The sequence below is a fragment of the Streptomyces antarcticus genome (genome assembly GCF_026627255.1).
GTDB classification, from domain to species: Bacteria; Actinomycetota; Actinomycetes; order Streptomycetales; family Streptomycetaceae; genus Streptomyces; species Streptomyces antarcticus.
Window position 1 is genome coordinate 68,804 of the sequence record NZ_JAPNLM010000002.1, and the last position, 23,979, is coordinate 92,782.

The 23,979-nt window shown below is 69.6% G+C and carries 23 protein-coding genes, 3 tRNA genes and 1 pseudogene; 13 read left to right on the top strand and 14 right to left on the bottom strand.

Annotation, left to right across the window (positions count from 1 at the left end):
- Nucleotides 1–18: 18 nt before the first annotated feature.
- Nucleotides 19–165, bottom strand: coding sequence for a hypothetical protein (locus OTB16_RS04100; protein WP_267718471.1), 147 nt, complete (start codon nucleotides 163–165; stop codon nucleotides 19–21).
- A gap of 83 nt (nucleotides 166–248) precedes the next feature.
- Between OTB16_RS04100 and OTB16_RS04105 the strand changes: the two genes are divergently transcribed.
- The gene (locus OTB16_RS04105) at nucleotides 249–437 is read left to right on the top strand and encodes an esterase-like activity of phytase family protein (RefSeq protein WP_267718472.1); all 189 of its coding nucleotides are present in this window, start codon (nucleotides 249–251) and stop codon (nucleotides 435–437) included.
- Between the two features lie 46 nt (nucleotides 438–483).
- Here OTB16_RS04105 and OTB16_RS04110 read toward each other — a convergent pair whose 3' ends face one another.
- The gene (locus OTB16_RS04110; protein ID WP_267718473.1) at nucleotides 484–1,746 is read right to left on the bottom strand and encodes an MFS transporter; all 1,263 of its coding nucleotides are present in this window, start codon (nucleotides 1,744–1,746) and stop codon (nucleotides 484–486) included.
- Between the two features lie 214 nt (nucleotides 1,747–1,960).
- Here OTB16_RS04110 and OTB16_RS04115 point away from each other — a divergent pair, with 214 nt between their 5' ends.
- Nucleotides 1,961–3,157: a carboxylate-amine ligase gene (locus OTB16_RS04115; RefSeq protein WP_267718474.1), complete on the top strand. Its 1,197-nt coding sequence runs from the start codon at nucleotides 1,961–1,963 to the stop codon at nucleotides 3,155–3,157.
- Nucleotides 3,158–4,552: 1,395 nt separating this feature from the next.
- Here the strand turns inward: OTB16_RS04115 and OTB16_RS04120 are convergent.
- The 3 genes from OTB16_RS04120 to OTB16_RS04130 are packed head-to-tail and all read right to left on the bottom strand — an operon-like array spanning nucleotide 4,553 to nucleotide 7,138.
- Entirely contained in the window at nucleotides 4,553–5,275 is a 723-nt protein-coding gene (locus OTB16_RS04120; protein ID WP_267718475.1) for a response regulator, read from the bottom strand.
- Complete coding sequence (locus OTB16_RS04125) at nucleotides 5,272–6,465, bottom strand: sensor histidine kinase (protein ID WP_267718476.1); 1,194 nt, start codon at nucleotides 6,463–6,465, stop codon at nucleotides 5,272–5,274. The genes OTB16_RS04120 and OTB16_RS04125 overlap by 4 nt, the downstream gene beginning before the upstream one ends.
- 46 nt (nucleotides 6,466–6,511) lie before the next feature.
- Nucleotides 6,512–7,138 carry a hypothetical protein gene (locus tag OTB16_RS04130; protein ID WP_267718477.1) on the bottom strand — a complete coding sequence of 209 codons (627 nt, stop codon included), beginning with the start codon at nucleotides 7,136–7,138 and terminating at the stop codon, nucleotides 6,512–6,514.
- Nucleotides 7,139–8,324: 1,186 nt separating this feature from the next.
- On the opposite strand from OTB16_RS04130, the gene OTB16_RS04135 reads away from it, so the two are divergent.
- Nucleotides 8,325–8,843, top strand: coding sequence for a hypothetical protein (locus tag OTB16_RS04135; protein WP_267718478.1), 519 nt, complete (start codon nucleotides 8,325–8,327; stop codon nucleotides 8,841–8,843).
- Nucleotides 8,844–8,987: 144 nt separating this feature from the next.
- Here OTB16_RS04135 and OTB16_RS04140 read toward each other — a convergent pair whose 3' ends face one another.
- Complete coding sequence (locus tag OTB16_RS04140) at nucleotides 8,988–9,725, bottom strand: hypothetical protein (protein WP_267718479.1); 738 nt, start codon at nucleotides 9,723–9,725, stop codon at nucleotides 8,988–8,990.
- Nucleotides 9,726–9,983 (bottom strand): annotated as a pseudogene (locus OTB16_RS39435) (HNH endonuclease); the annotation flags it as partial. It lies immediately after the preceding gene.
- Between the two features lie 240 nt (nucleotides 9,984–10,223).
- Here OTB16_RS39435 and OTB16_RS04145 point away from each other — a divergent pair.
- The 6 genes from OTB16_RS04145 to OTB16_RS04170 all read left to right on the top strand — a co-directional run bounded on the left by OTB16_RS04145 (nucleotide 10,224) and on the right by OTB16_RS04170 (nucleotide 14,489).
- Entirely contained in the window at nucleotides 10,224–11,453 is a 1,230-nt protein-coding gene (locus tag OTB16_RS04145) for a helix-turn-helix domain-containing protein (RefSeq protein WP_267718480.1), read from the top strand.
- Nucleotides 11,454–11,764: 311 nt separating this feature from the next.
- The gene (locus OTB16_RS04150; protein WP_267718481.1) at nucleotides 11,765–11,950 is read left to right on the top strand and encodes a hypothetical protein; all 186 of its coding nucleotides are present in this window, start codon (nucleotides 11,765–11,767) and stop codon (nucleotides 11,948–11,950) included.
- Nucleotides 11,947–12,138 (top strand): hypothetical protein, encoded by a 192-nt coding sequence (locus tag OTB16_RS04155; RefSeq protein WP_267718482.1) that lies wholly within the window; start codon nucleotides 11,947–11,949, stop codon nucleotides 12,136–12,138. Before OTB16_RS04150 ends, OTB16_RS04155 begins: the two co-directional genes overlap by 4 nt.
- A 134-nt stretch (nucleotides 12,139–12,272) precedes the next feature.
- Entirely contained in the window at nucleotides 12,273–12,734 is a 462-nt protein-coding gene (locus tag OTB16_RS04160; RefSeq protein WP_267718483.1) for a glycine-rich domain-containing protein, read from the top strand.
- Between the two features lie 85 nt (nucleotides 12,735–12,819).
- Complete coding sequence (locus tag OTB16_RS04165; RefSeq protein WP_267718484.1) at nucleotides 12,820–13,632, top strand: phosphotransferase; 813 nt, start codon at nucleotides 12,820–12,822, stop codon at nucleotides 13,630–13,632.
- Nucleotides 13,633–13,679: 47 nt separating this feature from the next.
- Nucleotides 13,680–14,489, top strand: coding sequence for a leucine-rich repeat domain-containing protein (locus tag OTB16_RS04170; protein WP_267718485.1), 810 nt, complete (start codon nucleotides 13,680–13,682; stop codon nucleotides 14,487–14,489).
- 67 nt (nucleotides 14,490–14,556) lie between these two features.
- Here the strand turns inward: OTB16_RS04170 and OTB16_RS04175 are convergent, their stop codons facing one another.
- The 6 genes from OTB16_RS04175 to OTB16_RS04195 all read right to left on the bottom strand — a co-directional run bounded on the left by OTB16_RS04175 (nucleotide 14,557) and on the right by OTB16_RS04195 (nucleotide 16,780).
- Complete coding sequence (locus tag OTB16_RS04175; RefSeq protein WP_267718486.1) at nucleotides 14,557–15,120, bottom strand: hypothetical protein; 564 nt, start codon at nucleotides 15,118–15,120, stop codon at nucleotides 14,557–14,559.
- Between the two features lie 209 nt (nucleotides 15,121–15,329).
- On the bottom strand, nucleotides 15,330–15,722 hold the full coding sequence (locus OTB16_RS04180; RefSeq protein ID WP_267718487.1) for a hypothetical protein: 393 nt from the start codon (nucleotides 15,720–15,722) through the stop codon (nucleotides 15,330–15,332).
- A complete protein-coding gene (locus OTB16_RS39440) occupies nucleotides 15,719–16,231 on the bottom strand; it encodes a helix-turn-helix domain-containing protein (protein WP_420717613.1) in 513 nt (170 codons plus the stop codon). Before OTB16_RS39440 ends, OTB16_RS04180 begins: the two co-directional genes overlap by 4 nt.
- 140 nt (nucleotides 16,232–16,371) lie before the next feature.
- Nucleotides 16,372–16,445 (bottom strand) — tRNA-Ile (locus tag OTB16_RS04185).
- A 184-nt stretch (nucleotides 16,446–16,629) separates the two neighbouring features.
- Nucleotides 16,630–16,702 (bottom strand) — tRNA-Asn (locus OTB16_RS04190).
- Between the two features lie 5 nt (nucleotides 16,703–16,707).
- Nucleotides 16,708–16,780, bottom strand: a tRNA-Asn gene (locus OTB16_RS04195).
- A gap of 145 nt (nucleotides 16,781–16,925) precedes the next feature.
- Here OTB16_RS04195 and OTB16_RS04200 point away from each other — a divergent pair.
- From OTB16_RS04200 to OTB16_RS04215, 4 genes are all read left to right on the top strand, one after another.
- A complete protein-coding gene (locus tag OTB16_RS04200) occupies nucleotides 16,926–17,228 on the top strand; it encodes a YtxH domain-containing protein (RefSeq protein WP_267718488.1) in 303 nt (100 codons plus the stop codon).
- A 120-nt stretch (nucleotides 17,229–17,348) separates the two neighbouring features.
- Nucleotides 17,349–18,800 carry an FGGY family carbohydrate kinase gene (locus OTB16_RS04205; protein WP_267718489.1) on the top strand — a complete coding sequence of 484 codons (1,452 nt, stop codon included), beginning with the start codon at nucleotides 17,349–17,351 and terminating at the stop codon, nucleotides 18,798–18,800.
- A 229-nt stretch (nucleotides 18,801–19,029) separates the two neighbouring features.
- On the top strand, nucleotides 19,030–20,763 hold the full coding sequence (locus OTB16_RS04210; protein WP_267718490.1) for an ABC transporter ATP-binding protein: 1,734 nt from the start codon (nucleotides 19,030–19,032) through the stop codon (nucleotides 20,761–20,763).
- The gene (locus tag OTB16_RS04215) at nucleotides 20,760–22,682 is read left to right on the top strand and encodes an ABC transporter ATP-binding protein (RefSeq protein WP_267718491.1); all 1,923 of its coding nucleotides are present in this window, start codon (nucleotides 20,760–20,762) and stop codon (nucleotides 22,680–22,682) included. The genes OTB16_RS04210 and OTB16_RS04215 overlap by 4 nt, the downstream gene beginning before the upstream one ends.
- A 93-nt stretch (nucleotides 22,683–22,775) precedes the next feature.
- On the opposite strand, the gene OTB16_RS04220 is transcribed toward OTB16_RS04215, so the two are convergent.
- Nucleotides 22,776–23,945 (bottom strand): RNA polymerase sigma factor, encoded by a 1,170-nt coding sequence (locus tag OTB16_RS04220; RefSeq protein WP_420717628.1) that lies wholly within the window; start codon nucleotides 23,943–23,945, stop codon nucleotides 22,776–22,778.
- Nucleotides 23,946–23,979: the final 34 nt, after the last annotated feature.

Consider the following 23,979-nt stretch of genomic DNA (forward strand, 5'->3'; position numbering starts at 1 on the left):
GCCGGCGCGCGGGCTCCGTCAGCGGCGGCGCGACGGCAGCCGTACGTCCATCCGGTGGAGCCGCGTGAGCTGCTGCGCCAGCTCGTTGTCGTCGCTGACGAGCAGCGGGCGCAGCCGCCCGGCCCCGTCGTGGCCGGACGCGGCCGTGCCCTCGATGGTGTCCACCAGCAGCTGGCCCTGCGGCAGCTTCGACGGGGCGCCCGGCGCGGGGCAGTCGCCGAAGTCAGTGATCGCGAAAAAACTGCCGGGTGAACCGACTCCCGGGGATAGTCGTCGACGGGGACGGGACGTACCTGACGGACGAGTTCGTGCCCGCGATCCGGCGCTACAGCCGCACCGGCCAGGTCCTGGGCACGCTGCCGGTCCCTGACGCCTTCCGCCTCCCGCGCCAGGGTCGGGGCCACCGCGAACCGGACCGCGGCCGGTCTTCAGCGTGAACAGGACCGAACTGAACCGAACCCGCCAACTCCCCTTCACACGGGGTCACGCCTGCGGCGACCTCGCGTCGTAGCGGGCGAAACCGCGCCAGCGGAGCGCGAGCAGGCCCAGCACCAGGACGCACGCGAGCCCGCCGCCCGTGATCGCCACGGTCGGCGAGGTCAGGTCGGCGACGGAGCCGGCGACGAAGTCCCCGAGCCGGGGGCCGCCCGCGACGACCACGATGAACACGCCCTGGAGCCGCCCCCGCATCTCGTCCGGGGCCGCGGCCTGCATCATCGTGGAGCGGAACACCATGGAGATGGTGTCGGCCCACCCCGCCAGGGCGAGGAAGAACAGCCCGATCCACAGGTTCCGGGTGAGCCCGAAGGCGGCGATGGCCAGCCCCCACGAGGCGACGGCGAGCAGGATCGCCAGCCCGTGCCGGCGGATCCGGCCCTGCCAGCCGGAGAGCACCCCGCCGAGCATCGCCCCCAGGGCGGGGGCGGCCACCATCAGCCCGACCGTCTTGGCGTCGCCGCCGAACCACAGGGCGGCGATGGCCGGGAACAGCGCCTTCGGCTGGGCGAGCACCATCGCGGCCAGGTCGGAGAAGAAGGTCATCCGGATGTTGGGCCGGGTCCCGAGGAAGCGCAGGCCGTCCAGGACGGAGGCCCGCCCGCGCACGCCCTCGGCGCGGTCGGGCTTCATCGGCGGCAGCCGCCACTGCGCGTACAGGGCGGCGCAGAAGGTGACGGCGTCGACGAGGTAGGCGGCCTGGTAGCCCCACCAGCCGACGATCAGGCCGCCGAGCATCGGGCCGGCCATGGTCCCGGTGGTCATGGTGACGGAGTTCAGGGCGTTGGCGGCGGGCAGCTGTTCGGCCGGGAGCAGCCGGGGGATCATCGCCGAGCGCGCCGGTCCGCTGAGCGCGCCGCACACCGACTGGAGGGCGACGACGGCGTACAGGAACCAGACCCGGTGGTAGTCGAGCAGGGCCGCCGCGGCGAGCGCGATGGACAGCGCGGCCGCGCCGAGGGAGGCGTACAGGCCGAGTTTGCGCCGGTCGAGGGTGTCGGCGATGGCCCCGCCGTACAGGCCGAAGGCGACGAGCGGGACGAGCGAGAAGAGACCGACCAGCCCGACGGAGAAGCTGGAGCCGGTGATGTCGTAGACCTGGAGCGAGATCGCGAGCGCGGTCATCGCCTGCCCGACCCAGGAGATCATGCTGCCGGTCCACAGCCGCCGGTAGTCCGGGGAGGTGCGCAGTGGAGTCAGGTCGGCGAATATGCGGGGCCGGGTGCGCGCGGGTGCGGTCGTACGGTTCACAGCGGATGGTAACCACCACCCGGCCGCGCACCCCAGACGATTTCCCGCGCTTCACACACAGGTCACAGTCGCCCCACTCGGCTCCGCAACCCCGGCGCCGACGGGTGCTTGCCGCTAACTCGCCACTATCACCGGACATTTGACCGAATCGACGTGCGCTCCTCACCTCGTGTTCGGCTCATGATGAAAAGACTCGTATGTCCAGGGAGGCGTAGTGATCGAACCTGGCAACAGCACCACGAGCGACAGCACCACGAGTACCGGCGCCGCGCACCGCACGGTGCGCCCCGCCGTCCCGCCCGCCGTCCCGCCCGCCGTCCCCCTCACCCTCGGAGTCGAGGAGGAGTTCCTGCTCGTCGACGCCCGCACGTTCCGGGTGGTCCCCGCCGCCGAGCTCGTCCTCGCCACGGCCGGCGGGCTGCCCGGCGAGCTGCACCCCGAGGGCACCCGCTACCAGGTGGAGCTGTCCACCCCCGTCGCGCACTCGGCGGCCGCGCTGCGCGAGGAACTCGCCGCCCTCCGCCGCACCCTCGTCCGCGCGGCCCGCGCCCACGGCTGCCGGCTGCTGGCCTCGCCCTCGCCGGTCCTGGCCGTGGAGGGACCGCTGCGCCTGACCGACGACGAGCCGCGCCAGCGCGAGCAGCACCACCGCTTCGGCTCGCTCACCGAGACCCTCGTCAGCTGCGGCCGCCACGTCCACGTCGGCACGCTCGACGTGGACACGGCGGTGGCCGTGTCCAACCGGGTCCGGCCCTGGCTGCCCACGCTGATCGCGCTGGCCGCCAACTCGCCTTTCTGGGGCGGCCGCGACACCGGCCACGCCAGCTGGCGTGCGATGGCCTGGGCGGGCTGGCCCTCGGCGGGGCTGCCACCGCACTACACCTCCACCGCGCACTTCCGGCGCTCGGTGCGGACGCTCCTCGACTCCGGGGCGGCCCTGGACACCAAGATGGTCTACTGGGACCTCCGCCCCTCGGGGCACTGGCCGACGCTCGAGATCCGGGCGCCGGACATGTCCCCGGACATCGACACGGCCATCCTCCAGGCCGAGCTGGCCCGGGCCTTGGTCGCCACGGCCCTGCGGGAGATCGCGGAGCGGCGCCCCGAACCGGCGGTGCGGGACGACGTACTGCGCCTGGCGCGCTGGCGGGCGGCCCACGACGGGCTGGAGGGGTTCGGCCTCGACCCCTACTCGGGCGCGGAACTCCCGGCGGCCGACCTCGCGGAGGCCCTGCTGGACCTGGTCGCCCCGGAACTGGCGGCCGTGGGCGACCTGGACCACGCGGCGAAGACCCTGGCGGGCCTCCTGCGCGACGGCTCGGGCGCCCACCGCCAACGCGCGGCCTTCGCCCGCCGCCAGGACCTGACGGACGTACTGCGGCACTTGGCGGACGAGACGGAGAACTTCTAGCCCCGCGGCACGGTCAACCCTTGCGGTCACAGCACTGGCCACCCGGCTGCCCACGCATCGCCCACAAGGCGGAATACAAAAGGTGCCCCGGCCCAGCAATCCCGGGTGGGGGCACCGAACACCCTGGTCGCAACGTTTCTGCGGACCAGCCCTGCGGTGGGGCGGGTGGGACTCGAACCCAAACCGGTGACGCGTCTCACGTGCGAAGATACCGGAACAACGGACATAGCCACCCGTTTCCATCCAGCTGCATCCTCCTCGATCCAGCTCGAACGGGGATCGGTTAGGCGTTCGCCACACCGCCGACGCTCACTCCTACTAACCTGCCAAACTCCGATAAGCCCAGGGTGGGACCGCCTGCCGCATCATCGAATCGCCAAGTAGGTTCCTTGAGAACGCCTACAGGCCACGGCCAGTCCCAGTCGCGCACGCAATTACGTTGCGTAGCGAAGCCACCAGCCCCTTGGGGGGCGCACGAGCTCCGTCCGCTCGACCGTAGTGAGCAGATCAGGCCGACTGCCGTGGTCGGCCTCGGCATGGAGGACCCACAGCCGCAAGGCTTCGTGAATCCCGAGATCCCCGGCCGCCTGGGCGACCGGACGGCCAGGATGCGGCGCACGTCCCGGTCGCGGTCAGGACGGCGGCGGCAGGGAGCGCAGGCCGTGGATCACGGAGAAAGTGGCCGAGTGCTCCGGTTGCCGTACCTGACGAACCCGGCCGCAGTCGGGCGGATCAGATCCTGGGAGCGCTGACCGCTGGTCACGGCGGACGCGGCACCCAGGGTCAGCGGGATGGTGAGCGGGCGGATCAGGGTGGAGGCGAGGACGATGCCGACGGCCAGGCAGCAGGGACGACGTCGTTGGCGACGGTCCCCTTGAGAAGCGGCAGCGGTCGGCGCACCAGGGTGGGGAGCTGTCTCGTCGGGATTGGCACGGGTGCGGTGAATAGGACGAAGGTGAGGAGGAGCGAGGGCACGGTCCCGCCCTCACGGTGAAAGGATCTCATTGGCGTGCACCGGAGCGTCAAGGCGTGGGCTGGGTGCTCCGCCGGTCGAGGGCAAGGTGATTGGCAGGGGCCCGCTGCCCCGGATGCGGCAGAGGGTCGAGGAACACGCCCCGGATGCCGCGCCGGTCGCGGCCGCACCGGGCCCGCGCCGCCGATGAGTCGTCCGCGGTGGACGACTCCAGGCAACGGGTACCGTGCCGACCGGTATCCGCTTCGGGTCGGTTCCTCGGTGGGGTGCGTGGCGATGGCTCCCGCGGCTCGTCCACCGGGTGACGGTCCGCCATCGGGATGTCCGATCCTGCGAACAGCGACGAAGCGGCCCGTGGGCCCTAAGAACGGCCGACAGCTCGCCGGATACGCCGTTCACGCCACCCCGACGGGGCTGTGGCACTAGCCGCAAGAAGAAGCCCTGTCCGCGGAGTTCGTCGGCTCTCGGCGGCCAGGCACCGCCAGGCCCGACTCATAGGCCGCGATCACCGCCTGGATGCGGTCACGGAGGCCGAGTTTGGCGAGAATGCTGCTGACGTGGGTCTTCACGGTGTGTTCGCTGATGACCATGGTCGCGGCTATCTCCGGATTGGTGAGGCCGCGTGCGAGCAGGCGCAGGGTTTCGGTCTCGCGCGCGGTGAGGGAGCCGAGGCGCGGGTCCGGGAGCAGCGACACCGCGGTGGGTGCGCTGGTGCAATGGGTGATGAGCTTTCTGGTGATGGAGGGCGAGAGGAGGGACTCACCGCCCGCGACGACCCGTACCGCGTGGGCGAGATCGTCGCGCCGGACGTCCTTCAGCAGAAAACCGCTCGCACCCGCGCGCAGCGCCTCGAAGACGTACGCGTCGAGGTCGAAGGTGGTCAGGATGATGACGCGGGTGGCGCTGGTGGCGCAGATTTCGGCGGTGGCGGTGAGGCCGTCCGTTCCCGGCATGCGGATGTCGAGCAGTGCGACGTCCGGGGTGTGGTCCCGTACCGCCCTGATCGCTTCGGCGCCGTCGGCGGCTTCCGCGACGACGTGGATGTCCGACTGGGCGTCCAGGATCATCGCGAAGCCGGCACGGACCAGTTCCTGGTCGTCGGCGACGAGCACGCGCAGCGGCTCGGCCGCCGTACCGCCGCTCATGACGGGGGGAGGAGCGGGAGGCGAGCGCGGACCCGGAAGCCGGGGCCGTCGGGACAGGGCCCGCATTCGGCGGTCCCGCCGCACGAACGCGCACGTTCCCGGATGTTGATCAGACCGTGGCCGCCGGAGAGGAGGGAGCGGGCGGGCCGCTGTCCGGCGACCGCTCCGCCGTCGGTGATGTCGAGCTGCACGATGCCTCGGTCTTCCTGCCAGTGGAAGTGAATCCGGGCACGATCGGTGCCCGCATGCCTGACGATATTGGTCAACGCCTCCTGGACGATGCGGAACGCGGCGGTCTCCACATGCGGGGCGAGCGGACGGGGGCCCGCTCGGTCGGGCTGCGGGTACTCGACGGTGATTCCCGAGCCGTCGGCCTGCGTGCACTCGACGGTGAGCCCCGATCCGGCAGTCAGGACGAGCAGGTCGGCGAGGCCGGGCTGAGGGGTGCGCTCGGGCTCCGGGGCCCGGTCCGGGGCGAGCACCTCCAGGATCCCTCTCAGCTGCACCATCGCGTCGCGTCCCGCACCCGCGATGGCATCGAAGGTGCGTTCGGCGCGAGCCGGGTCCGTGGCCAGGACCACGGGTCCGGCCTCGGCCTGGACGACCATCAGGCTCACCGCGTGGGACAGGATGTCGTGCATGTCCCGGGCGATTCTGGCGCGTTCGGCGAGTGCGGCCTTCTCGGCCTCTGCCTGACGCTCGTGCTCCAGCCGTTCCGCGTGGGCCCGGCCGGCGGCGGACGCCCTGCCGAGCGCGTAGGCCGCGACGCATAGCACGCTCATCCGCAGTCCGGATTCGGAGGAGGCGAGCGCAAAGCTGCCGAGTACGGTCACGGCGACGACGGTGTGACGGGCCCATCGTCCCGACCGCTCGGCGACCGAGTGGATCGCCACCAGGGCGGCGTACCAAACCGGTTGGGCCGGCACCTCGCCGACGTGGTCGTAGCTGCTGGTCGCCACGAGACTCACCATCAGTACGGGTACCGGGTGGCTCCGCCGCCAGTACAGCGGCGCCGCCGAGACCAGCACGACCAGGGCACCCCACCCGTCCCATGGCCCGCCGCCCCCGTCGGCCCGTGCGGCGAAGGGCCAGAGTTGGGCGGCGGCCACGAGGACCGTGAGCCCGGTGTCGACGGCCTGCGGGGACATCGGGCCGAGCCGCTCCCGTATCCGGTCGGCCCGCGCCCTCACGTCTCCCCAGGCCGCAGTTCTCCCCGCCACAACTCCCCCTGACGCGTCACCGCGCACCGGCCACCGCCTGGCTCTGCGCACCACGGCCGTCCGCCGTGCCGGAGGCGGCCCGCCTCGACTCCATCACCCGCGCGATCTGCGCGAAGGAGACGGACAGTAGCAGCGCCCCGACCGGGATCAGGTCCTTGTCGGCCAGCGGCATCACCAGGTCGGCGAGGACGAGGAGCGCCGTCCACGACTTGAGCACCCGGAGCACGGCCAGCCGCACGATGAGGGCGAGCATCCCCACGTAGAAGAGGTACGGTCCGAAGTCGTAGACGACCGGTGCCACGCCGGGGGCCTGCGAGACCCGTTCCGTGAACAGCGACATCTCCAGGTGGTCCGCGGACACCGCCCCCGCCACCAGGTCGATCCCGAACTGCACCAGCAGGACAGCGGCTCCGGCCGTCGCCGCCCAGTGCGCCACCGCCGCGACGCGGTCCCCTGACGGGGCGAGCCCCCTCAGCCGGCGGAACACCACCACGAACAGCACCAGTGCCGCGCTGAACGCCAGATGCCCGAGGGTCCAGGCGGGGCCAGGGCCCCGCTCGCCGTCCAGCCCGTCCACGATCCGGAACAGGCCGTAGCTGAAGGTGAGCGCGGGTACCGCGAGCATGACCGTACGAGAATTCATCAGTGACTCCCAACTCCAGTGTGATCGCCGGGCGTTCGTGCGCCCGGCGGGAACATCACTCATCCTGGAGCGTCCGGCCTCCTGGCGGATCGCCGGAGCGAGGGGTTTTGGCCCTCCCTCGTGCGACGGATGCGGCCATCACCGTGACCGCGCGCAGGGCGGCTCGCGCCGCCTCTCCTGCCAACCACACAGCCCCTCCCCGACTCACCCCGTCCGCTCGCATATTGCGAGGGCGCTGTGGCGGTAGGCACGGGAGAGACGCGGGTCCACCCATATAAACCAGGACATCACTCCAGGATTCATACGCACCACAAAAACCCCTGAGTGATGTAGGACACACGTGCCTACCACAGGGAAGCGGCGAGTTCACGTCCGCCGAACTCGCGGAACACCCCGGATGAATGGACAGTGCCGGACCTCTGCCAGGCAGGACTGGAGAGCCATCCTTCAGCGTGCGCGAGTTTCAGGTGCGGAAGTACAGGTTCCGGAGCCGGGGTGGAGGCGTCGAGGGACTACGCCGGTTGCTCCGGCAGCCGTCAGATCGACCGCCGGCCCCTCATCACATTCCGCGGCAGCTTATTGCGCACAAGACAGACAGACCACGAGACGGCAGCCACAAGCGTCGATGCGGTGGGGTTGGGCGGAGTGCGGCGTCTCCCGCAACGACCGTGGGACCGTTCCACGGCGCTCCCACGGAGGCGTCGCCAAAACCCCAGGCCAAAGCCGCTCAGGGCTCGTCTTCGATGCGCGAAGACACACGTTCGCCACACCCCCGCGAGGCAAACGCCACACGCGAAATGCCCCCAAAGAAACACGTTTCCCCAGGTCAGAACGATTCTGCCTGGGGATGCTCGGTGGGGCGGGTCGGACTCGAACCCACGGCCGACGGATTATGAGTCCGATCAAGGACGATCCGGAGGATGCCGCCGGATGATCCACTCTGCCGTTCCGGCTGGTCACAGGCTGCGCGCACCGCCTCGGCGTGACGCCATCTGCCGCCTCATTCTGGTGCGTCCGTTCCCATCGGGTTCTCAGCTCGTTCTCAAGACGCACCAGCCCTGAGCAGCCTTTATGCGGCGCCGCCCTGGCCTTTGGCGGCGCCGCTCGGCCAGCCTGAGGCCGTGCCGACCCGCTATGCGATCATCTGCCAATTCTGGAGATCGCAGGTTACGAAGACGGCCCACTGGTGGACGGTTCGAGGTTCCTCGACCTCCCTCTCTTCTGGCCGTGCCACCTCGGTTCAAGCCTCTGGGGCGAGGAAGCACAGGCCATCGCCTTCGGCCCCGACTGGGACGACGCTCAAGAGCTGTACAAGACCCTGTCGTCCCCCGATGCGTGGCCGACGTTCACCGTGCACTTGCACTCCGGGTACGCACTCCACGTCGTCTATCGCAACTTGGAGGGCGACCACGGCGTCGACTACCTGCTCTCCCACCCCGACTGGACGGAAGCCGTCACCCTCGCCACCGACGATGGCCACTTCATGGGGCCCGGCCTGTCATGGCGCGAGCTCGAATCCGTAGCAACTCAAGCCGCCGGCGCCCTCGACCCGAACGCTCGGCTGCTGCTGCTCTTCCCCATGCTGGGAGATGCCGACGTACCCGAAACCGCGGCAACTCGTCTCGCCGCAGCGGTTGCAGCCCTCACTCTCGTCGAAGACCCTGCCCAACTCGCTCGCCTGTTGCTTCTAAATCAGGGCCAGTGAGAAGCCCCTAACTGGCAACAAAAGGGCGACCAATGGGTCTGCGACGGCTCCCACAGCTTCCGCAACCCATTGAATGGGTTCACCCTAACCCCGGCTCAGCTCACAGCCGTCAGCAGCGCCTTGAAGGCAAGCGTTAACCGCTAGCTACAAGCGATGCCCGTAGGTTTCGACAACAAATTTCTTGACTCCAGTCAATCCAGGGTATGGGTCACCCGATAGACGATGCTCATCAGCATATGAAGGCCGGAAGTGCTCGAACCTCAAGAATTCATTCGGCCCACGAGTGACGGAAATCCTGCCTTCATCAAACCGATACCCATAATCAACCTCATCGCGAACTCGATCGCAGATCAAGTTCGCGGCAGCCGTAGCATGGTAAACGAGCTCATGAATCAAGTCGACTAGGAAATCGAACTCGTCTCCATATTGCTTGTAAAGCTTTTCGTCCCAGTCGATCTCCTTGTGCTTCTCTCGGAGGCAAAACCGGTCCCGCATGTTCCGATGATATGCGAACTCTCGATCGATCACGCCGATCAGATCCCTCCAGACGTCCGCGAAGATTTTCACGGCTCGCTGAACACCTGAGAAGTGCGACGTGGGCCAAGCGCGGTTACTCAACCAGATAACGGTTGCCGAATAGCGGTCGAACCTGTCTCGGTCGATAACTGGCGACGGCACCAACAGCGAGGAAGTCCAGGCATCCCATTCATCCAAGTCAACGCGCCGACTCCACTCACCAATGAACCTGCTGGTACGTTCGGCCGCTTCTTCACCTCCCCCCAACGACCTTTCCATATTGCGATCGACTGCCGCTTCATGCTCCCGTTTCATCTCGCGGAGGACGTCGACCGAGAAGTACCGACCTCCGGCCGCATCGATCACTTTATGATGCTCTTCGCAGAGTAGAATTAGATTAGCGCAGCTATCCCTGCTCTTTTGTGACATCTCCGGATCAGCCCGCGGCCCACTATCCGACTCCGCGACAATGTGAGCCTCCTCTCCCAGGGTTACACTTTGCGCCGTCGAGGTTTCGACATACTCCCCTATTTCTCTGATTAGCTTCTTCTCGCATTCCGGAAACGCGCACCTTCCGCCCGATCGACCCCAGAGATGCTTGCGGTCGACTGCAGAAATCCCCATGTTGCTCCATCCGTAAAACCCAGTGTTGGCAACATGATGCAGGCTGACGAGGAGAATATCCGCTGTTTCATAGGATTGCAGGGCCTGCTACACAACCGCGATTGACACTCGCTGCCGCCCCCGCCAGAACGACAACACTCCCCGCGCGACTGCTCCTGTCGGTACCTTGCTAGTGAGCTGGCCGAAGGCGCCGTCACGTCGACAGGTACGCCAGGCCGCGCAGGCACAGGGGGTGCGCTGATGTTGGAGGAAGCCGAGGAGATCGGCCGGCGAGTCCGGCGGGCACGGCTGCGGCTTGGGATGCCGCAGGCAGACCTCGCCTCCGCGCTGGGCAAGACCCAGGGCTGGGTGTCCAAGATGGAACGCGGCCTGATCGAGTTGGACCGGGTCGGCCTGCTGAACCTCGTCGCCGCCGAGCTGCACGTGCATCCCAATGACCTGATCGGCCGGCCGTACGCGAGCAGCCCCGCCGAGAATCAGTGGCAGGTGTCGGCGGCGTCCATCCTGCGCGAGCTGCGCCGCTACGACCTCGCGCCGATCTTCGACGGCGCACCGCGCGCGTCCGGCGAACTGTGGCGGGACATGACCCGCCTGCACCGCCTGCGGGACGCTGCGGCCAACACAGCGATCCTCGCTACCCTCCCCGACCTGCTGCGCGAGGCTCGCGCCCTGGCCGAGGCCTCGACCGGCCACGAGCGCGAGGAAGCGTTCGGGATCTACGCCGTGGCGTGCAAGTTCGCCCACACCGCCGCGCACGCCCTCGGGCACCCTGAGCTCGTCGCCATGGCGGCCGAGCGCGCCGCATGGGCGGCTCGCCTCTCAGCCGACCCCGTCATGCCCGCGCTCGCCGACTGGATGCGCGTCTGGGACATGTGGGCCACGGCCGATTGGGACGACTCGCTCACCCTGTCGGACAAGGCCATCGCCAGCGTGCAACGCGAGTACGAGCTCGGCGAGCCGCTCGCCCTGCGAATGTGGGGCACGCTCCACCTGCGCGCCGCCGTCGCCGCAGCCCGTGCCGGCCGACCGTCCGAGGCCGACGAGCGGATCAACCACGCCCGTGATGCTGCCCGCCGGATGGCAGGCAACCACAACCCACCTATCTACGACCGGCACTCGGTAACCTTCTCCCCCGGCAACGTACAGATCCACGCGATCAGCGTCGCCCTGGAGACCGGTGAGCAGACCAAGGCCCTCGCCATAAACCGACGCACCGCGCCCGAGCTCGTTGCCGCGCTCCCCAACTCCCGTCAGGGCCACCACCACATGGACCTTGCCCGCGCGTGGCTGTGGGACGGCAACCGCGACCGCGCGCTCGCCGAGCTGGAGACCGCAGAGCGGATCGCCCCCCAGCTCGTACGGAACCATCCGATCGCCCGGTCGACCCTCCGAGGCATCGTCTACGCCGAGCGAATCGCCACCCGCGAGAAGCTGCGCCGCATGTCAGACCGCTTCCACCTGGACGGATGAGGGCGGTATTCCTCCCATTCATATTGGGCCCCTGATGCGCCCCTAACTTCTGGGGCATGACAGGACGACCAACACCCCATCTCCCTTCACACGGCAGCGAGTTAGGGACGGCCGGACCGTTCTACCCTCGACTTGGCGACCTCGCCCGCGACACCGCCAAGGACGGCCGAATCGGCGTCGTCGTGACGCTGCCCAGAGTGGGCGCCAGCACGTATCACTTGCGTCCGCCGGGCGGTGGCGACGAGTGGTCGGCGCCGGCCGATGGAACTACTCTGCGCCCCGTCCCGGCACAGGCCACGTACGTGACCCCTATGCGACGCGACGCCGTGTACGACCATCGGGCCCAGCAGAGCGCGCTGCCGGTCCTGGTCCACTTCGACGACGGCGGTACGGCCGAGTCCCTGCTCGTCCTCACTCCGGACCAGGTCGAGTTGTACGCAATCCAGTTCGAGCGGCTCATCTCCCAGCGCGAGCAGGCACAGGGGAACGCAGCATGACCGCGCGCCACGCTCTGCAGCGCGGGGCCACGTCCGGCGATCCGGTGGGCCGCTTCCTGAGCTGGATATGGGTGCTTGGCACCGCCGCGGGATTCGCTGCGCTCGCCACCCTGACCACGGGTGAGCTTGGCCACCGCGACGCACCGTCGGCAATGGCCATCCCTGACGCCGGACTCCCGGCGCTCTGATCTCCCCGTCCGCTCGGATGACCCGACAGATCCCGGGCGGGCGGGGCACGCCTCGGTCGGCACGGTCCCCAGTCGCGCCGGCCGAGGCGCTTCACAGCACGTCCCATGCACCACTGACCAAGGAGGCAAGGACCGTGACCGTAATCCAGGAACGTCCCGCGACCGACGCGCGGAATCTGATCGGCGCCAAGCTGCGCGCGACGCTCGTGTCCAACATGCAGGCCAAGTTCCCCGAGCTGACGGACGCCAAGGCCGACCGCGGCGTCGGCCAGATGATCGCCTTCCTCGCGGCTGGCGCGTACAGCGATACCCCGCTCAGCCCGTCGCCGCTCGTCGATGACTTCTGGCACGCCTTCCTGCTGCACACGCAGGCGTACCAGGACTTCTGCTCGGGGACGATCGGCAAGTGCGTCCACCACCAGCCCGGATTCCTCGACAAGGAGGAGCACGGCGGTGGCAAGGCCCTGCGCGCCCGGACGGTCGACGCGATCGTCGCGTCCGGATTCGTGATCGACATGGAGTTCTGGCCCGAGCTGGACCTCGCCGACTGCTCGCAGTGCCACGCCAACTGCCACAACAGCCCCAAGTACGCCTGACGTACCGCCTGCGGTCGGTCCTCGGCTTATGCCACTCTGTGGCCGAGCCGGGGACCGGCTTCCGTTCTACACGAGGAGTACGCGGGTGGACCGCACCGCATGGCTTGAGCTCCCGCCCGAGTCCCGTAGCGCCGTCGAGGCCTACACCGGCCCCGTCGAGCACGCCGAGACCGCAGAGACCGGCGTGATGGCCCGCCTCGCATGCACCCTCCACACCGCCGCCGGGCCCGTCTTCGTCAAGGGCACCCGCAGCGACGAGCCCGCAGCGTGGATGTACGACTACGAGGCGCGCGTGACCCGCGTCGCACCGCTCGCCCCCCGCGTGCTCTGGCAGGTCAACGCCGGCGGCTGGCTGCTCACCGGGTACGAGTACCTCGTCGGCACACACCCAGACCTCAGCCCCAGCTCACCCGATATCGGTCCCTTCCTCGACACACTCGCCACGATGTCCGAGGCCCCGTGGCTGGAGCAGGTGCGCAAGAAGCCGCTGCACGTCCGCTGGGCCGGGTTCTTCCCTGACGACCGCTGCCCCGATCTCGAAGGCCGTGCCCTCGTCCACTCCGACGTGTCGCCGCTGAACATGCTGGCCACCGCGAACGGAATCCGTGTACTGGACTGGGCCCTTGCCTGCCCCGGCCCAGCGTGGGCAGACACAGGTTTCGCCATCCCACGCTTCATTCACGCCGGCCACACCGCGGAGCAAGCCGAAGCCCTCGCCCGAGCAGTGCCTGCCTACCGCACCGCCGAGCCTTCGGCCGTCGCCACCTTCGCAGCCACCCTCTGTGGCGTCTGGGAGAGTCGTGCCGCTACCGACCCGGCGCCGCACCGCGCCCCCCTGATCGCTGCCGCCCGAGCCTGGACCATGCATCGCAGCAGCCAGGAGGTACACAGCGCTTAGTACCGAAACCCAGTGCGATCGTCCTGCCGGGTTTCTATCTTGATCGTATGGATGCCACACCCCCCGAGCCCCGCCTGTTCGCGAACCGATGGCCCGAAGGAATCGGGCCGGACGGTCGACCCATCCACCGGGAACGCTGCACCTGTTTCAATCAGTACAAGGCGCAGCCACGTGCCCGGGTCGGTTTTCACGGAGAGCATCAGGACACGTCTTCGGCGGGTTGGCTGCGCCTTCTCTCGCTCGTCGAAGAGGCGGCTGCGGACGGCAGGGAGGAGTTCAACCCGCTCGTCGAGCTCAGCCCACATGAGCGGCGCGACGTCATCACCCTGCCAGCGAGCATCGCCCGGCTGACCGAGGTAAAGCATTTGAGGCTCTACGGCAGCAATCTCGTGCGGATTCCTCCGGAGATCGGCGCGATGACCAATCTGGAGGAGTTCAGCCCGTACACCTCCCACCGGCTGCACTGGTTCCCGTACGAGATCACCCGGTGCTCGAAGCTGGCAAACAGCACGGTCAGCACCCGCTCCCTGTTCGGCAACTTCAAGCTTCGTCCGCCCTTCCCCCGGCTGCGGAAGACGAGCGAGGTCCAGTCCGGCGACCGCCTCGCCGCACTGGACCCGAAGCAGTGGGGCACGACAGCAATCAGCACGTGCAGTGTCTGTGACGGGCCGGTGGAGGGACGAGAGCTTCACCAGCGGTGGATCTCGCTCGTGGTCGCCACCGACGTCCTACCGCTGCTCGTCAATGCCTGCTCGACCGCCTGCGTCGCCGCGCTGCCCCCCGGCGCCGCCAAGCACGCTCCTCAGCCTCACTTGGGCGGATGGGAAACAGTCCAGCCGTCGGCTGACTGGGCCTGAAGTCTTCCCTTACAAAGCACAGCTCCGCTAGTTGGCGGGGCTGTGCTTGTAGGGCGCACTCTGTCAGCTACGCATCGAGCTGTGCCGCTTCTTGATCGGCAAAGCGGGCAGCGATGGCGCTGCGCAGCCCGTCGCCGTCACTGGCTGAGCCGTCGACCTGGCGCCGCAAGCCCGCGACGGTTTCACGCAGACCGGGCTCGGCCTGGTCGAGGTCGAGGCGGATGCGCAGGGCCGCGCTCTGATCCTTGGGCAGGCGGTCGACGAGGGCCCGGTCGATCGTGCGCAGCACCGGGGCCGGGTCCGCTTCGGTCCAGCCGCGGCCGGCCAAGCCCTCGGGCTTGGCTCTCCTGGCAGCGAGGTACGACGGGAGTTCGACGCGCAGAGCGCGCAGGGTGTCGACGTCTGCCGAGCCGATCACATCGGCAGCGCTGCGGCCGGCGTCGAGCAAGGCTCGGGTGCGGTCCCACGCGCGCCCCCGGCGGGTCTCGGCGAGGAGTTGTTCGGTTGCGGTGCCCGCGGTCGGCGCCGAAGTGCGTTCGGCGTACGCGCGGATCTGTTCGGCCGCCGCGTTGGTCGTGCGCTCGATGCCGTCCAGTTCGATGCCTGCGTGCTCGCGGGCGGCACGTTCCATTTCCGCCCGGCGACGGACGTTCGCCTCGTCGGTGAGGTCGGGTCACGGAAGGTTCGGGCCTGGCTGAGCCCGTCGTCGAGGCGCCGGCGCAGTCCGGTGAGGTCCGCTTCGCGGGCACGGCGGACGGTGGCGAGGGAGAGCTGTGCGTCGATGATGCTCGGGCCAGTGAGGCTGGTCATAGTGTGGGGTCCTTCGGCGGCGGGGGCTGGTCAGTAGAAGCGGATGAGCAGGGGCTGCCCCTGCTCATCGCGCGGCAGAGGGCGGGCCGGCCGCAGGGTGTGCAGCTCGGCGTATCGGCGCATGGCCTCGACCTGGGCGCGGTGCTCGGCCGGCGCACCGTCCGGGACTTCCTCGACGACGATCTGCTGCCCGCTCTGCTGCGCGTGCTCGCGGACGTGCCCGAACCAGCGGGCGTTGTCCGTGTAGAGAGTGCCGTCGACCCACCACGGTGCGGTGTGGACGAAGCCCCGGTCTGCCATGACGGGGTGCGTACTGACGGGGCCCGAGCGGGCCTCCGGGGCCGTGATCCTCTTCCAAGGGATCTTGCGGTCGTCAGGTGTGGTGTCCTCCCACTGGGAGCGGTCGACGTCGGCGGTGGTCATAGGGCGGTTCCTCCTTGGCGGTAGTGGTCGAGAGCTACTCGGTCGACGAGCCACAGACGCTCGCCGGCCCGCCGGGCGGGCAGGCACCCGGCTTTGACCAGGGACCGAATCCAGCGCGGCGAACACTCCATGAGCGCCGCCGCCTCGATCACGGTCACCTCGACCGTGCCAGGGTCCGCCGTGGGGCTTCCGGTAGCGGCGGGCCGTGCGGGCTCCGTGGTCGTGTGCTCGGCGCCAGCTTGTAGTGCGACAAGGAGGCGCCGTGCTTCTGTGGAGAGCTCGCCCCCATCTGTACGCACCCGTGCGTCAAGGTGACCCGAGAGGATGCGGACGACCTCACTCGCCAGCGCGGGTGGCACGATCACCGATCCATCGGGCCGGAGCATCGAACGGCCCGGTCGCGCCCGATCCGAGCCATCGAACCGACGGATTTGGTATCCGCTGCGGGCATCATTGGCGCAGGTCGCGAGGGGGTTGGGAACGCGCTGGGAACGGTCGTGAGCGTTCATGCGGCGCCCTCCCGAACTGCCTCCTTGGCAAGCGCTACGACGGTACGGCCGAGCATCGACGTCTCTGAGCCCTCGGCCACGACAGACTCCGGAAACGCCAAAGCCGCAGGTGAGATCGTTTCTTCACCTGCGGCTCGCAGTGGGGCGGGTGGGACTCGAACCCACGGCCGACGGATTATGAGTCCGCTGCTCTAACCGGCTGAGCTACCGCCCCTTCACGGCGTGGCGCGTACACATGTGCGCGCCGTCTGCCGCAGCATAGCCGCTCATACGATCTCCTGCCTCGGATGCCTCGCATGATCGGCTTCGCCCGTTCAGAGAGACCGCGCTGACGGCTGCCCGGTTCCAGAAGAGGGCAAAAAAAGAAGAGGACCCACCCGGGGCCCTCTTCTTCCTTGCTCCCCCGGCTGGACTCGAACCAGCAACCCTCCGGTTAACAGCCGAATGCTCTGCCAATTGAGCTACAGGGGACCGCGCTCCCCCGACTGGACTCGAACCAGTAACCTGCCGATTAACAGTCGGCTGCTCTGCCAATTGAGCTACAGGGGATTGCTGCGGTGCATCGAACAGCCCACCTCCGGCCTTGCCGGGGGGCGACCGTCCGTTGCGAGACATAGATTAGCGCAAGCAGGGGGGTGCTCCGCCAATCGGTATCGCCAGCGGGCCGGGCTCCCCACGACGAAGGGTGGCAGGCATGCGGTACAAGGTCACGTTCGTGGTCGGACTGGCCCTGGGCTACGTGCTCGGGACGAGGGCCGGGCGCGAGCGGTACGAGCAGCTGAAGAAGTCCGCGCGGGAAGTCGCCCAGCACCCGGTGGTGCGCAACGCCGCCGAGACCGCCGGGCACAACGGGCGCGAGTTCGCCGGGAAGGCCTTCGCGGCGGTGAGCCAGAAGGTCGGCGACGCCGTGCCGGAGGGCCTGGCCGAGCGGGTGCGGGGCCTGCGCGACCGGGTCGGCGGCGGCGCCGAGGACGACTGGGGCACCAGCAACACCTGACCCCGTCGCGGACCCCGCGGCAGCCCCCGGGCTCCGCGGGGTCTTTCGCGTGGTCTTCGAGGGGTCTTCGCGGGGTCCGCGGCGGTGGAGTCCGGCCGCGCGTGCGGCAGAATCCTCCGCATGGGGATAGTCGCCGGGCTGGACAGCTCTTCCACCTTCACTCGTATCGTCGTCTGCGACGCCGATACGGGCGCCGTACTGCGCCAGGGGTACGCACCCCATCCACAGCCCACGGGCGAACCCGACGGCGCGAACCCCCACGAGGCCGATCCGCAGGCCTGGCTGCTCTCGCTCGGCGAGGCCGCCGGCGGCGGGCTCCTCGAAGGCGTGCAGGCCATAGGGGTCTCCGCGCAGCAGCACGGTCTGCTGCCCCTGGACGCGCAGGGCGCTCTCGTACGGTCCGCGCTGGTCGGCAACGACAAGCGCGGCCAGGTGGCCGCCGCCGACCTCATCGACTCGCTCGGCGGCCGGCAGGCCTGGTCCGAGGCGGTGGGCGCGGTCCCGCACTCCGCGCAGCCGATAGCCAAGCTGGCCTGGCTGGCCCGCACCGATCCCGACGCCGCCCGCCGGGTCGCCGTACTGATGTCCCCGCACGACTGGCTGGTCTGGCAGCTGCTGGGCCGGCCGGCCCGGCGGACCACCGACCGGGGCGGCGCCTCCGGGACCGGGTACTGGTCGGCGGCAACCGGTTCCTGGCGCCCCGACCTGGTCGACCTTGCGCTCGGGCACCAGGCGCTGCTGCCCGAGGTGCTCGGGCCGGCCGACGCCGCCGGGACGACGCCGGAGGGGCTGCTGATCTCCGCCGGCACCGGCGAGACGATGGCCGCCGCGCTCGGGCTCGGCCTCGCCCCCGGCGACGCCGTGGTCTCCCTGGGCGCCTCCGGCTCGGTGATGGCCGTGCACCGCGAGGCCCTGGCGGAGCCGGGCGGTCTGATCACCTCGCTGGCCGACGCCAGCGGCCTGCACCTGCCGGTGGTGAACACCTCGAACGCCGTACGGGCCCTGCGCGGTACGGCGGAGCTGCTGGGCACCGACCTGGACGGACTCTCCGCGCTCGCGCTGAAGTCGACGCCGGGCGCGCACGGCCTCGTACTCCTGCCGTACCTGGAGGGTGAGCGGACGCCGAACCTGCCGCACACCGCCGGAACCCTGTCCGGGCTCCGCCGGGACTCGATGAAGCCGGAGCACCTGGCCAGGGCCTCCTTCGAGGGCATGCTGTGCGGGCTGGTGGACGCCCTCGACGTGCTGCGCTCGCGCGGTGTCGGGATCCGCCGGGTGTTCCTGCTCGGCGCGGCGGCCGAGCTGCCCGCCGTGCAGGCGTTCGCGCCGGGCCTCTTCGGGACGCAGGTCGTGGTCCCCGCCCCGGCCGACTACGCGGCGCTCGGCGCGGCCCGCCAGGCGGCCTGGGCGCTCGGCGCGGCGCGGGGCACGCTGGCCCCGCACACCCCGCCGGTCTGGCCGGACCCGTCCGCGCAGGTCTTCGAGCCGGGCGAGGACTTCCCGGCCTGGCAGGCGGTGCGGCAGCAGTACACCGCGACGCGGGAGCAGATCCACCCGGGCGCGTTCCCGTAGGCGCGGACGGGCGGCGCGTACGGGTTTCGGAGACGGCGCGGACGGGCGGCACCGGCGGGTTCGGAGACGGTGCGGGCGAGCGGGGCTCCTGAGGGTTCCGGCCTAAGGCGCGGGGCGCACGGTGGCCTACTCCTTTTGACCGGCCTTTGCGAAATCCGGTGGGGATCGGGCCACCGGTTGGCCCAAGATGGGGTGAACCCCCCTCGATCTTGCCGACCGGAGCCTGCGCGTGCTCATACGACTTCTGCGGACCCATCTGGGTCCGTACCGGAAACCCATCGCTCTGCTGGTCCTGCTCCAGCTGCTGCAGACCAGCGCGAGCCTCTACCTGCCGACCCTGAACGCGGACATCATCGACAACGGTGTCGTCAACGGGGACACCGGCTACATCCTGCGCTTCGGCGCCCTGATGCTGGCCGTCTCGCTCGTCCAGCTGGTCTGCAACGTCGGCGCCGTCTACTACGGCGCCCGTACCGCGGCCGCCTTCGGCCGCGACGTCCGCGCCGCGATCTTCGACCGGGTCCAGAGCTTCTCCGCGCGGGAGCTCGGCCATTTCGGCGCCCCGTCCCTGATCACCCGTACGACCAATGACGTCCAGCAGGTCCAGATGCTGGTGCTGATGACCTTCACGCTGATGGTCTCGGCGCCGATCATGTGCGTCGGCGGCATCGCCATGGCGCTCTCCCTGGACGTGAAGCTCTCCGGTGTACTGCTCGCCGTGGTCCCCGTGCTCGGCCTGTCGGTCGGCGCGATCGTCTTCCGCACGCGGCCGCTGTTCCGGCAGATGCAGGAGCGCCTGGACACGGTGAACCGGGTGCTGCGCGAGCAGATCACCGGCAACCGGGTGATCCGTGCCTTCGTCCGCGACGACTACGAGAAGGGCCGCTTCCGGGAGGCCAACGCGGACCTGACCGGCGTCTCGCTGGCCGCCGGCAAGCTCCTGGCGCTGATGTTCCCCACCGTCATCGTGGTCGTGAACATCTCCAGCGTCGCCGTCATCTGGTTCGGCGCGATGCGCGTCGACAGCGGCGACATGGAGATCGGCCAGCTGACGGCCTTCCTCGCCTACCTGATGCAGATCGTCATGTCCGTGATGATGGCCACCTTCATGTTCATGATGGTGCCCCGTGCCGAAGTGTGCGCCGAGCGCATCCAGGAGGTCCTGGACACCGACTCCAGCGTCGTCCCGCCCGTGGACCCGGTGCGCGAACTCGCCCGGCACGGACAGCTCGAACTGCGCGGCGCCGACTTCCGCTACCCGGGCGCCGAGGTGCCCGTGCTGCGCGGGGTGGATCTGGTGGCCCGCCCCGGCGAGATCACCGCGGTGATCGGTTCCACCGGCAGCGGCAAGTCCACCCTGCTGGGCCTGGTCCCGCGGCTCTTCGACGCGACCGGCGGCGAGGTGCTCGTCGACGGGGAGGACGTACGCCGGCTCGACCCGGAACTGCTGGCCAGGACGGTCGGCATGGTCCCGCAGAAGCCGTACCTGTTCTCCGGAACCGTCGCCTCCAATCTGCGCTACGGGCGCCCCGACGCGACCGACGAGGAGCTGTGGCAGGCCCTCGAGGTGGCGCAGGCCAGGGACTTCGTGTCCGAGCTGGAGGGCGGCCTGGAGGCTCCGGTCACCCAGGGCGGGACCAACGTGTCCGGCGGGCAGCGCCAGCGCCTGGCCATCGCCCGCACCCTGGTGCAGCGCCCGGAGATCTACCTCTTCGACGACTCGTTCTCGGCGCTCGACTACGCCACGGACGCGGCCCTGCGCGCGGCGCTCGCCCGCGAGACGCAGGACGCGACCGTGGTCATCGTCGCCCAGCGGGTCTCCACGATCCGCGACGCGGACCGGATCGTCGTCCTGGACGAGGGCCAGGTGGTGGGCGAGGGGCGGCACCACGAACTGATGGCCGGCAATGAGACCTACCGGGAGATCGTGCTCTCCCAGCTGACGGAAGCGGAGGCCGCATGAGCGGGCCCGGAGGACGGATGATGATGGGGCCGGCCCAGCGGTCCATGGACTTCAAGGGCTCGGGCAAGCGCCTGCTGGGCCAGCTGGCGCAGGACCGGGCCAAGCTGTGGGGCATGGTCGGCGCGGTCGTCGGCAGCGTCGGCTGCGCGGTCGTCGGGCCGAAGATACTCGGCGACGCCACCGACCTGGTGTTCGCGGGGATCGTGGGGCGGCAGATGCCGTCCGGGATCACCAAGGAACAGGCCCTGGAGCGGATGCGCGCCGACGGGCGGGGCGGCATGGCCGACATGCTGTCCGGCACCGCCTTCACCCCCGGGCAGGGCATCGACTTCGGTGCCGTCGGGGTCGTGGCGGTCTGGGCGCTGGTGGTGTTCACCCTGGCCGGGCTGCTGATGCTGGTCGCGACGCGGCTGTCGAACCACGTCATGAACGGCACCGTGTACCGGATGCGCGAGGAGCTGCAGGCGAAGCTGTCGCGGCTGCCGCTGTCGTACTTCGACCAGCAGAAGCGCGGTGAGGTGCTCAGCCGCGCGACGAACGACATCGACAACATCGGGCAGACGCTCCAGCAGACGATGGGGCAGCTGCTCAACTCGCTGCTGACCATCGTGGGCGTGCTCGCGATGATGTTCTGGATCTCGCCGCTGCTGGCGCTGGTCGCGCTGGGGACCGTACCGGTCTCGATCTTCGTCGCGGCGAAGATCGGCAAGAGGTCGCAGCCGCAGTTCGTGGCGCAGTGGAAGACCACGGGCACGCTCAACGCCCACGTCGAGGAGATGTACTCGGGCCACACGCTGGTCAAGGTCTTCGGCCGGCAGAAGGAGTCGGCGGCGCTGTTCGCCGAGCAGAACGAGGAGCTGTACCGGGCCACGTTCAAGGCGCAGCTGGTCAGCGGGATCATGCAGCCGGTGATGTTCTTCATCTCGAACATCAACTACGTGCTGATCGCGGTCGTCGGCGGTCTGCGGGTGGCTTCGGGCACCCTGTCGATCGGTGACGTGCAGGCCTTCATCCAGTACTCGCGCCAGTTCTCGATGCCGCTGACGCAGGTCGCCTCGATGGCGAACCTGGTGCAGTCGGGCGTCGCCTCGGCGGAGCGGGTGTACGAGCTGCTCGACGCGCCGGAGCAGGAGGCCGACGCGGTGGTGCCGGAGCGGCCGGAGCGGCTGCGCGGGCAGGTCACGCTCGACAAGGTGGCCTTCCGCTACGAGCCGGACAAGCCGCTGATCGAGAACCTCTCGCTGACGGTCGAGCCGGGTCACACGGTCGCGATCGTCGGCCCGACGGGGGCCGGCAAGACCACGCTGGTCAATCTGCTGATGCGGTTCTACGAGGTCACGGGCGGCGAGATCGCGCTCGACGGCGTGGACATAGCGAAGATGACGCGCGAGGAACTGCGCGGGGGCATCGGCATGGTGCTCCAGGACACCTGGCTGTTCGGCGGCACCATCGCGGACAACATCGCGTACGGGGCCTCGCGCGAGGTCACGCGCGCCGAGATCGAGGAGGCGGCGAAGGCGGCCCACGCGGACCGCTTCATCCGCACCCTGCCGGACGGCTACGACACCGTGCTGGACGACGAGGGCGCGGGCGTCAGCGCGGGCGAGAAGCAGCTGATCACCATCGCCCGGGCGTTCCTGTCGGACCCGGTGATCCTGGTGCTCGACGAGGCGACGAGCTCGGTGGACACCCGTACCGAGGTACTGATCCAGAAGGCGATGTCGCGGCTCGCGCACGGCCGTACGTCCTTCGTGATCGCGCACCGGCTGTCCACGATCCGCGACGCGGACGTGATCCTGGTGATGGAGAGCGGCTCGATCGTGGAACAGGGCACGCACGAGGAGCTGCTGGCCTCGGACGGCGCCTACGCGCGGCTGTACGCGGCGCAGTTCGCGCAGGCGGTCGCGGAGGTGGACTAGAACGGGCCGCCGGGCCCGGACCAGGGTCCGGGTCCGGGTCCTGGTCTGATCCTGGTCTGGTCCTGGTCCTGGGGGTCCTGGTCCTGGTCCGGGTCAGTCGAGGTAGCCCCGGAGCTGGTCGGCGAAGGCGTGGTCGCGCAGCTTGTTGAGGGTCTTGGACTCGATCTGGCGGATCCGCTCGCGCGTCACGCCGAAGATCCGCCCGATCTCCTCCAGGGTGCGGGGGCGGCCGTCGGCGAGCCCGTACCGCAGCTGGACGACCTTGCGCTCGCGCTCGCCGAGGGTGGAGAGCACGGCTTCGAGGTGTTCGCGCAGCAGGAAGAACGCGGCGGACTCCACGGGTGAGGCGGCGTCGCCGTCCTCGATGAGGTCGCCGAGGGCGACGTCGTCCTCTTCGCCCACCGGGGAGTGCAGGGAGATCGGCTCCTGCGCGAGGCGCAGCACCTCCATGACCCGCTCGGGGGTCAGTTCCAGGTGGGTGGCGACCTCTTCGGCGGTGGGCTCGTACCCGCGTTCCTGGAGCATGCGGCGCTGGACGCGGACGACCCGGTTGATCAGTTCCACGACGTGGACCGGCACACGGATGGTCCGGGCCTGGTCGGCGAGGGCCCGGGACATCGCCTGCCGGATCCACCAGGTGGCGTAGGTGGAGAACTTGTAGCCGCGGGCGTAGTCGAACTTCTCGACGGCCCGGATGAGTCCGAGGTTCCCCTCCTGGACGAGGTCGAGCATGGTGAGCCCGCGGCCGACGTACCGCTTCGCGACGGAGACGACGAGCCGCAGGTTCGACTCGATGAGACGGCGCTTGGCCATCCGGCCCATGACGACGAGCTTGTCGAGGTCGAGGGCGAGCCGGGAGTCGAGGTCCGGGGTGCTGCCCAGCTTCTCCTCGGCGAACAGTCCGGCTTCCACGCGCCGGGCGAGGTCAACCTCTTCGGCGGCGGTGAGGAGCGGGATCCTGCCTATCTCGCGCAGGTACTGCCGGAACAGGTCGGCGGACGGGCCCGCGCCGCTGTTGGCGCCGCTGCCGCCGCTGCGCCTGCGCGGTGCCGGTACCGGTACCGGCTCGTACAGCTCCGGTACACCGGGCTCCTCGTCCGCTTCGTCCGCTTCGTTCGCTTCGGCCGCCTCGTTCTGCGCTTCGGCCGTGACCTCGTCCGCTGCGTCGTCCACGACGTCGGCCTCTGCCTCGGCCTCGTCGGCCTCCGAGGGCTCGCTCACGTTCACGGTCAAGGGCTGGGTCTGCACGGGGGCGGCCTCCAGGGCTCCGAGGACGGGGGCACCGCACCTCAGTGTG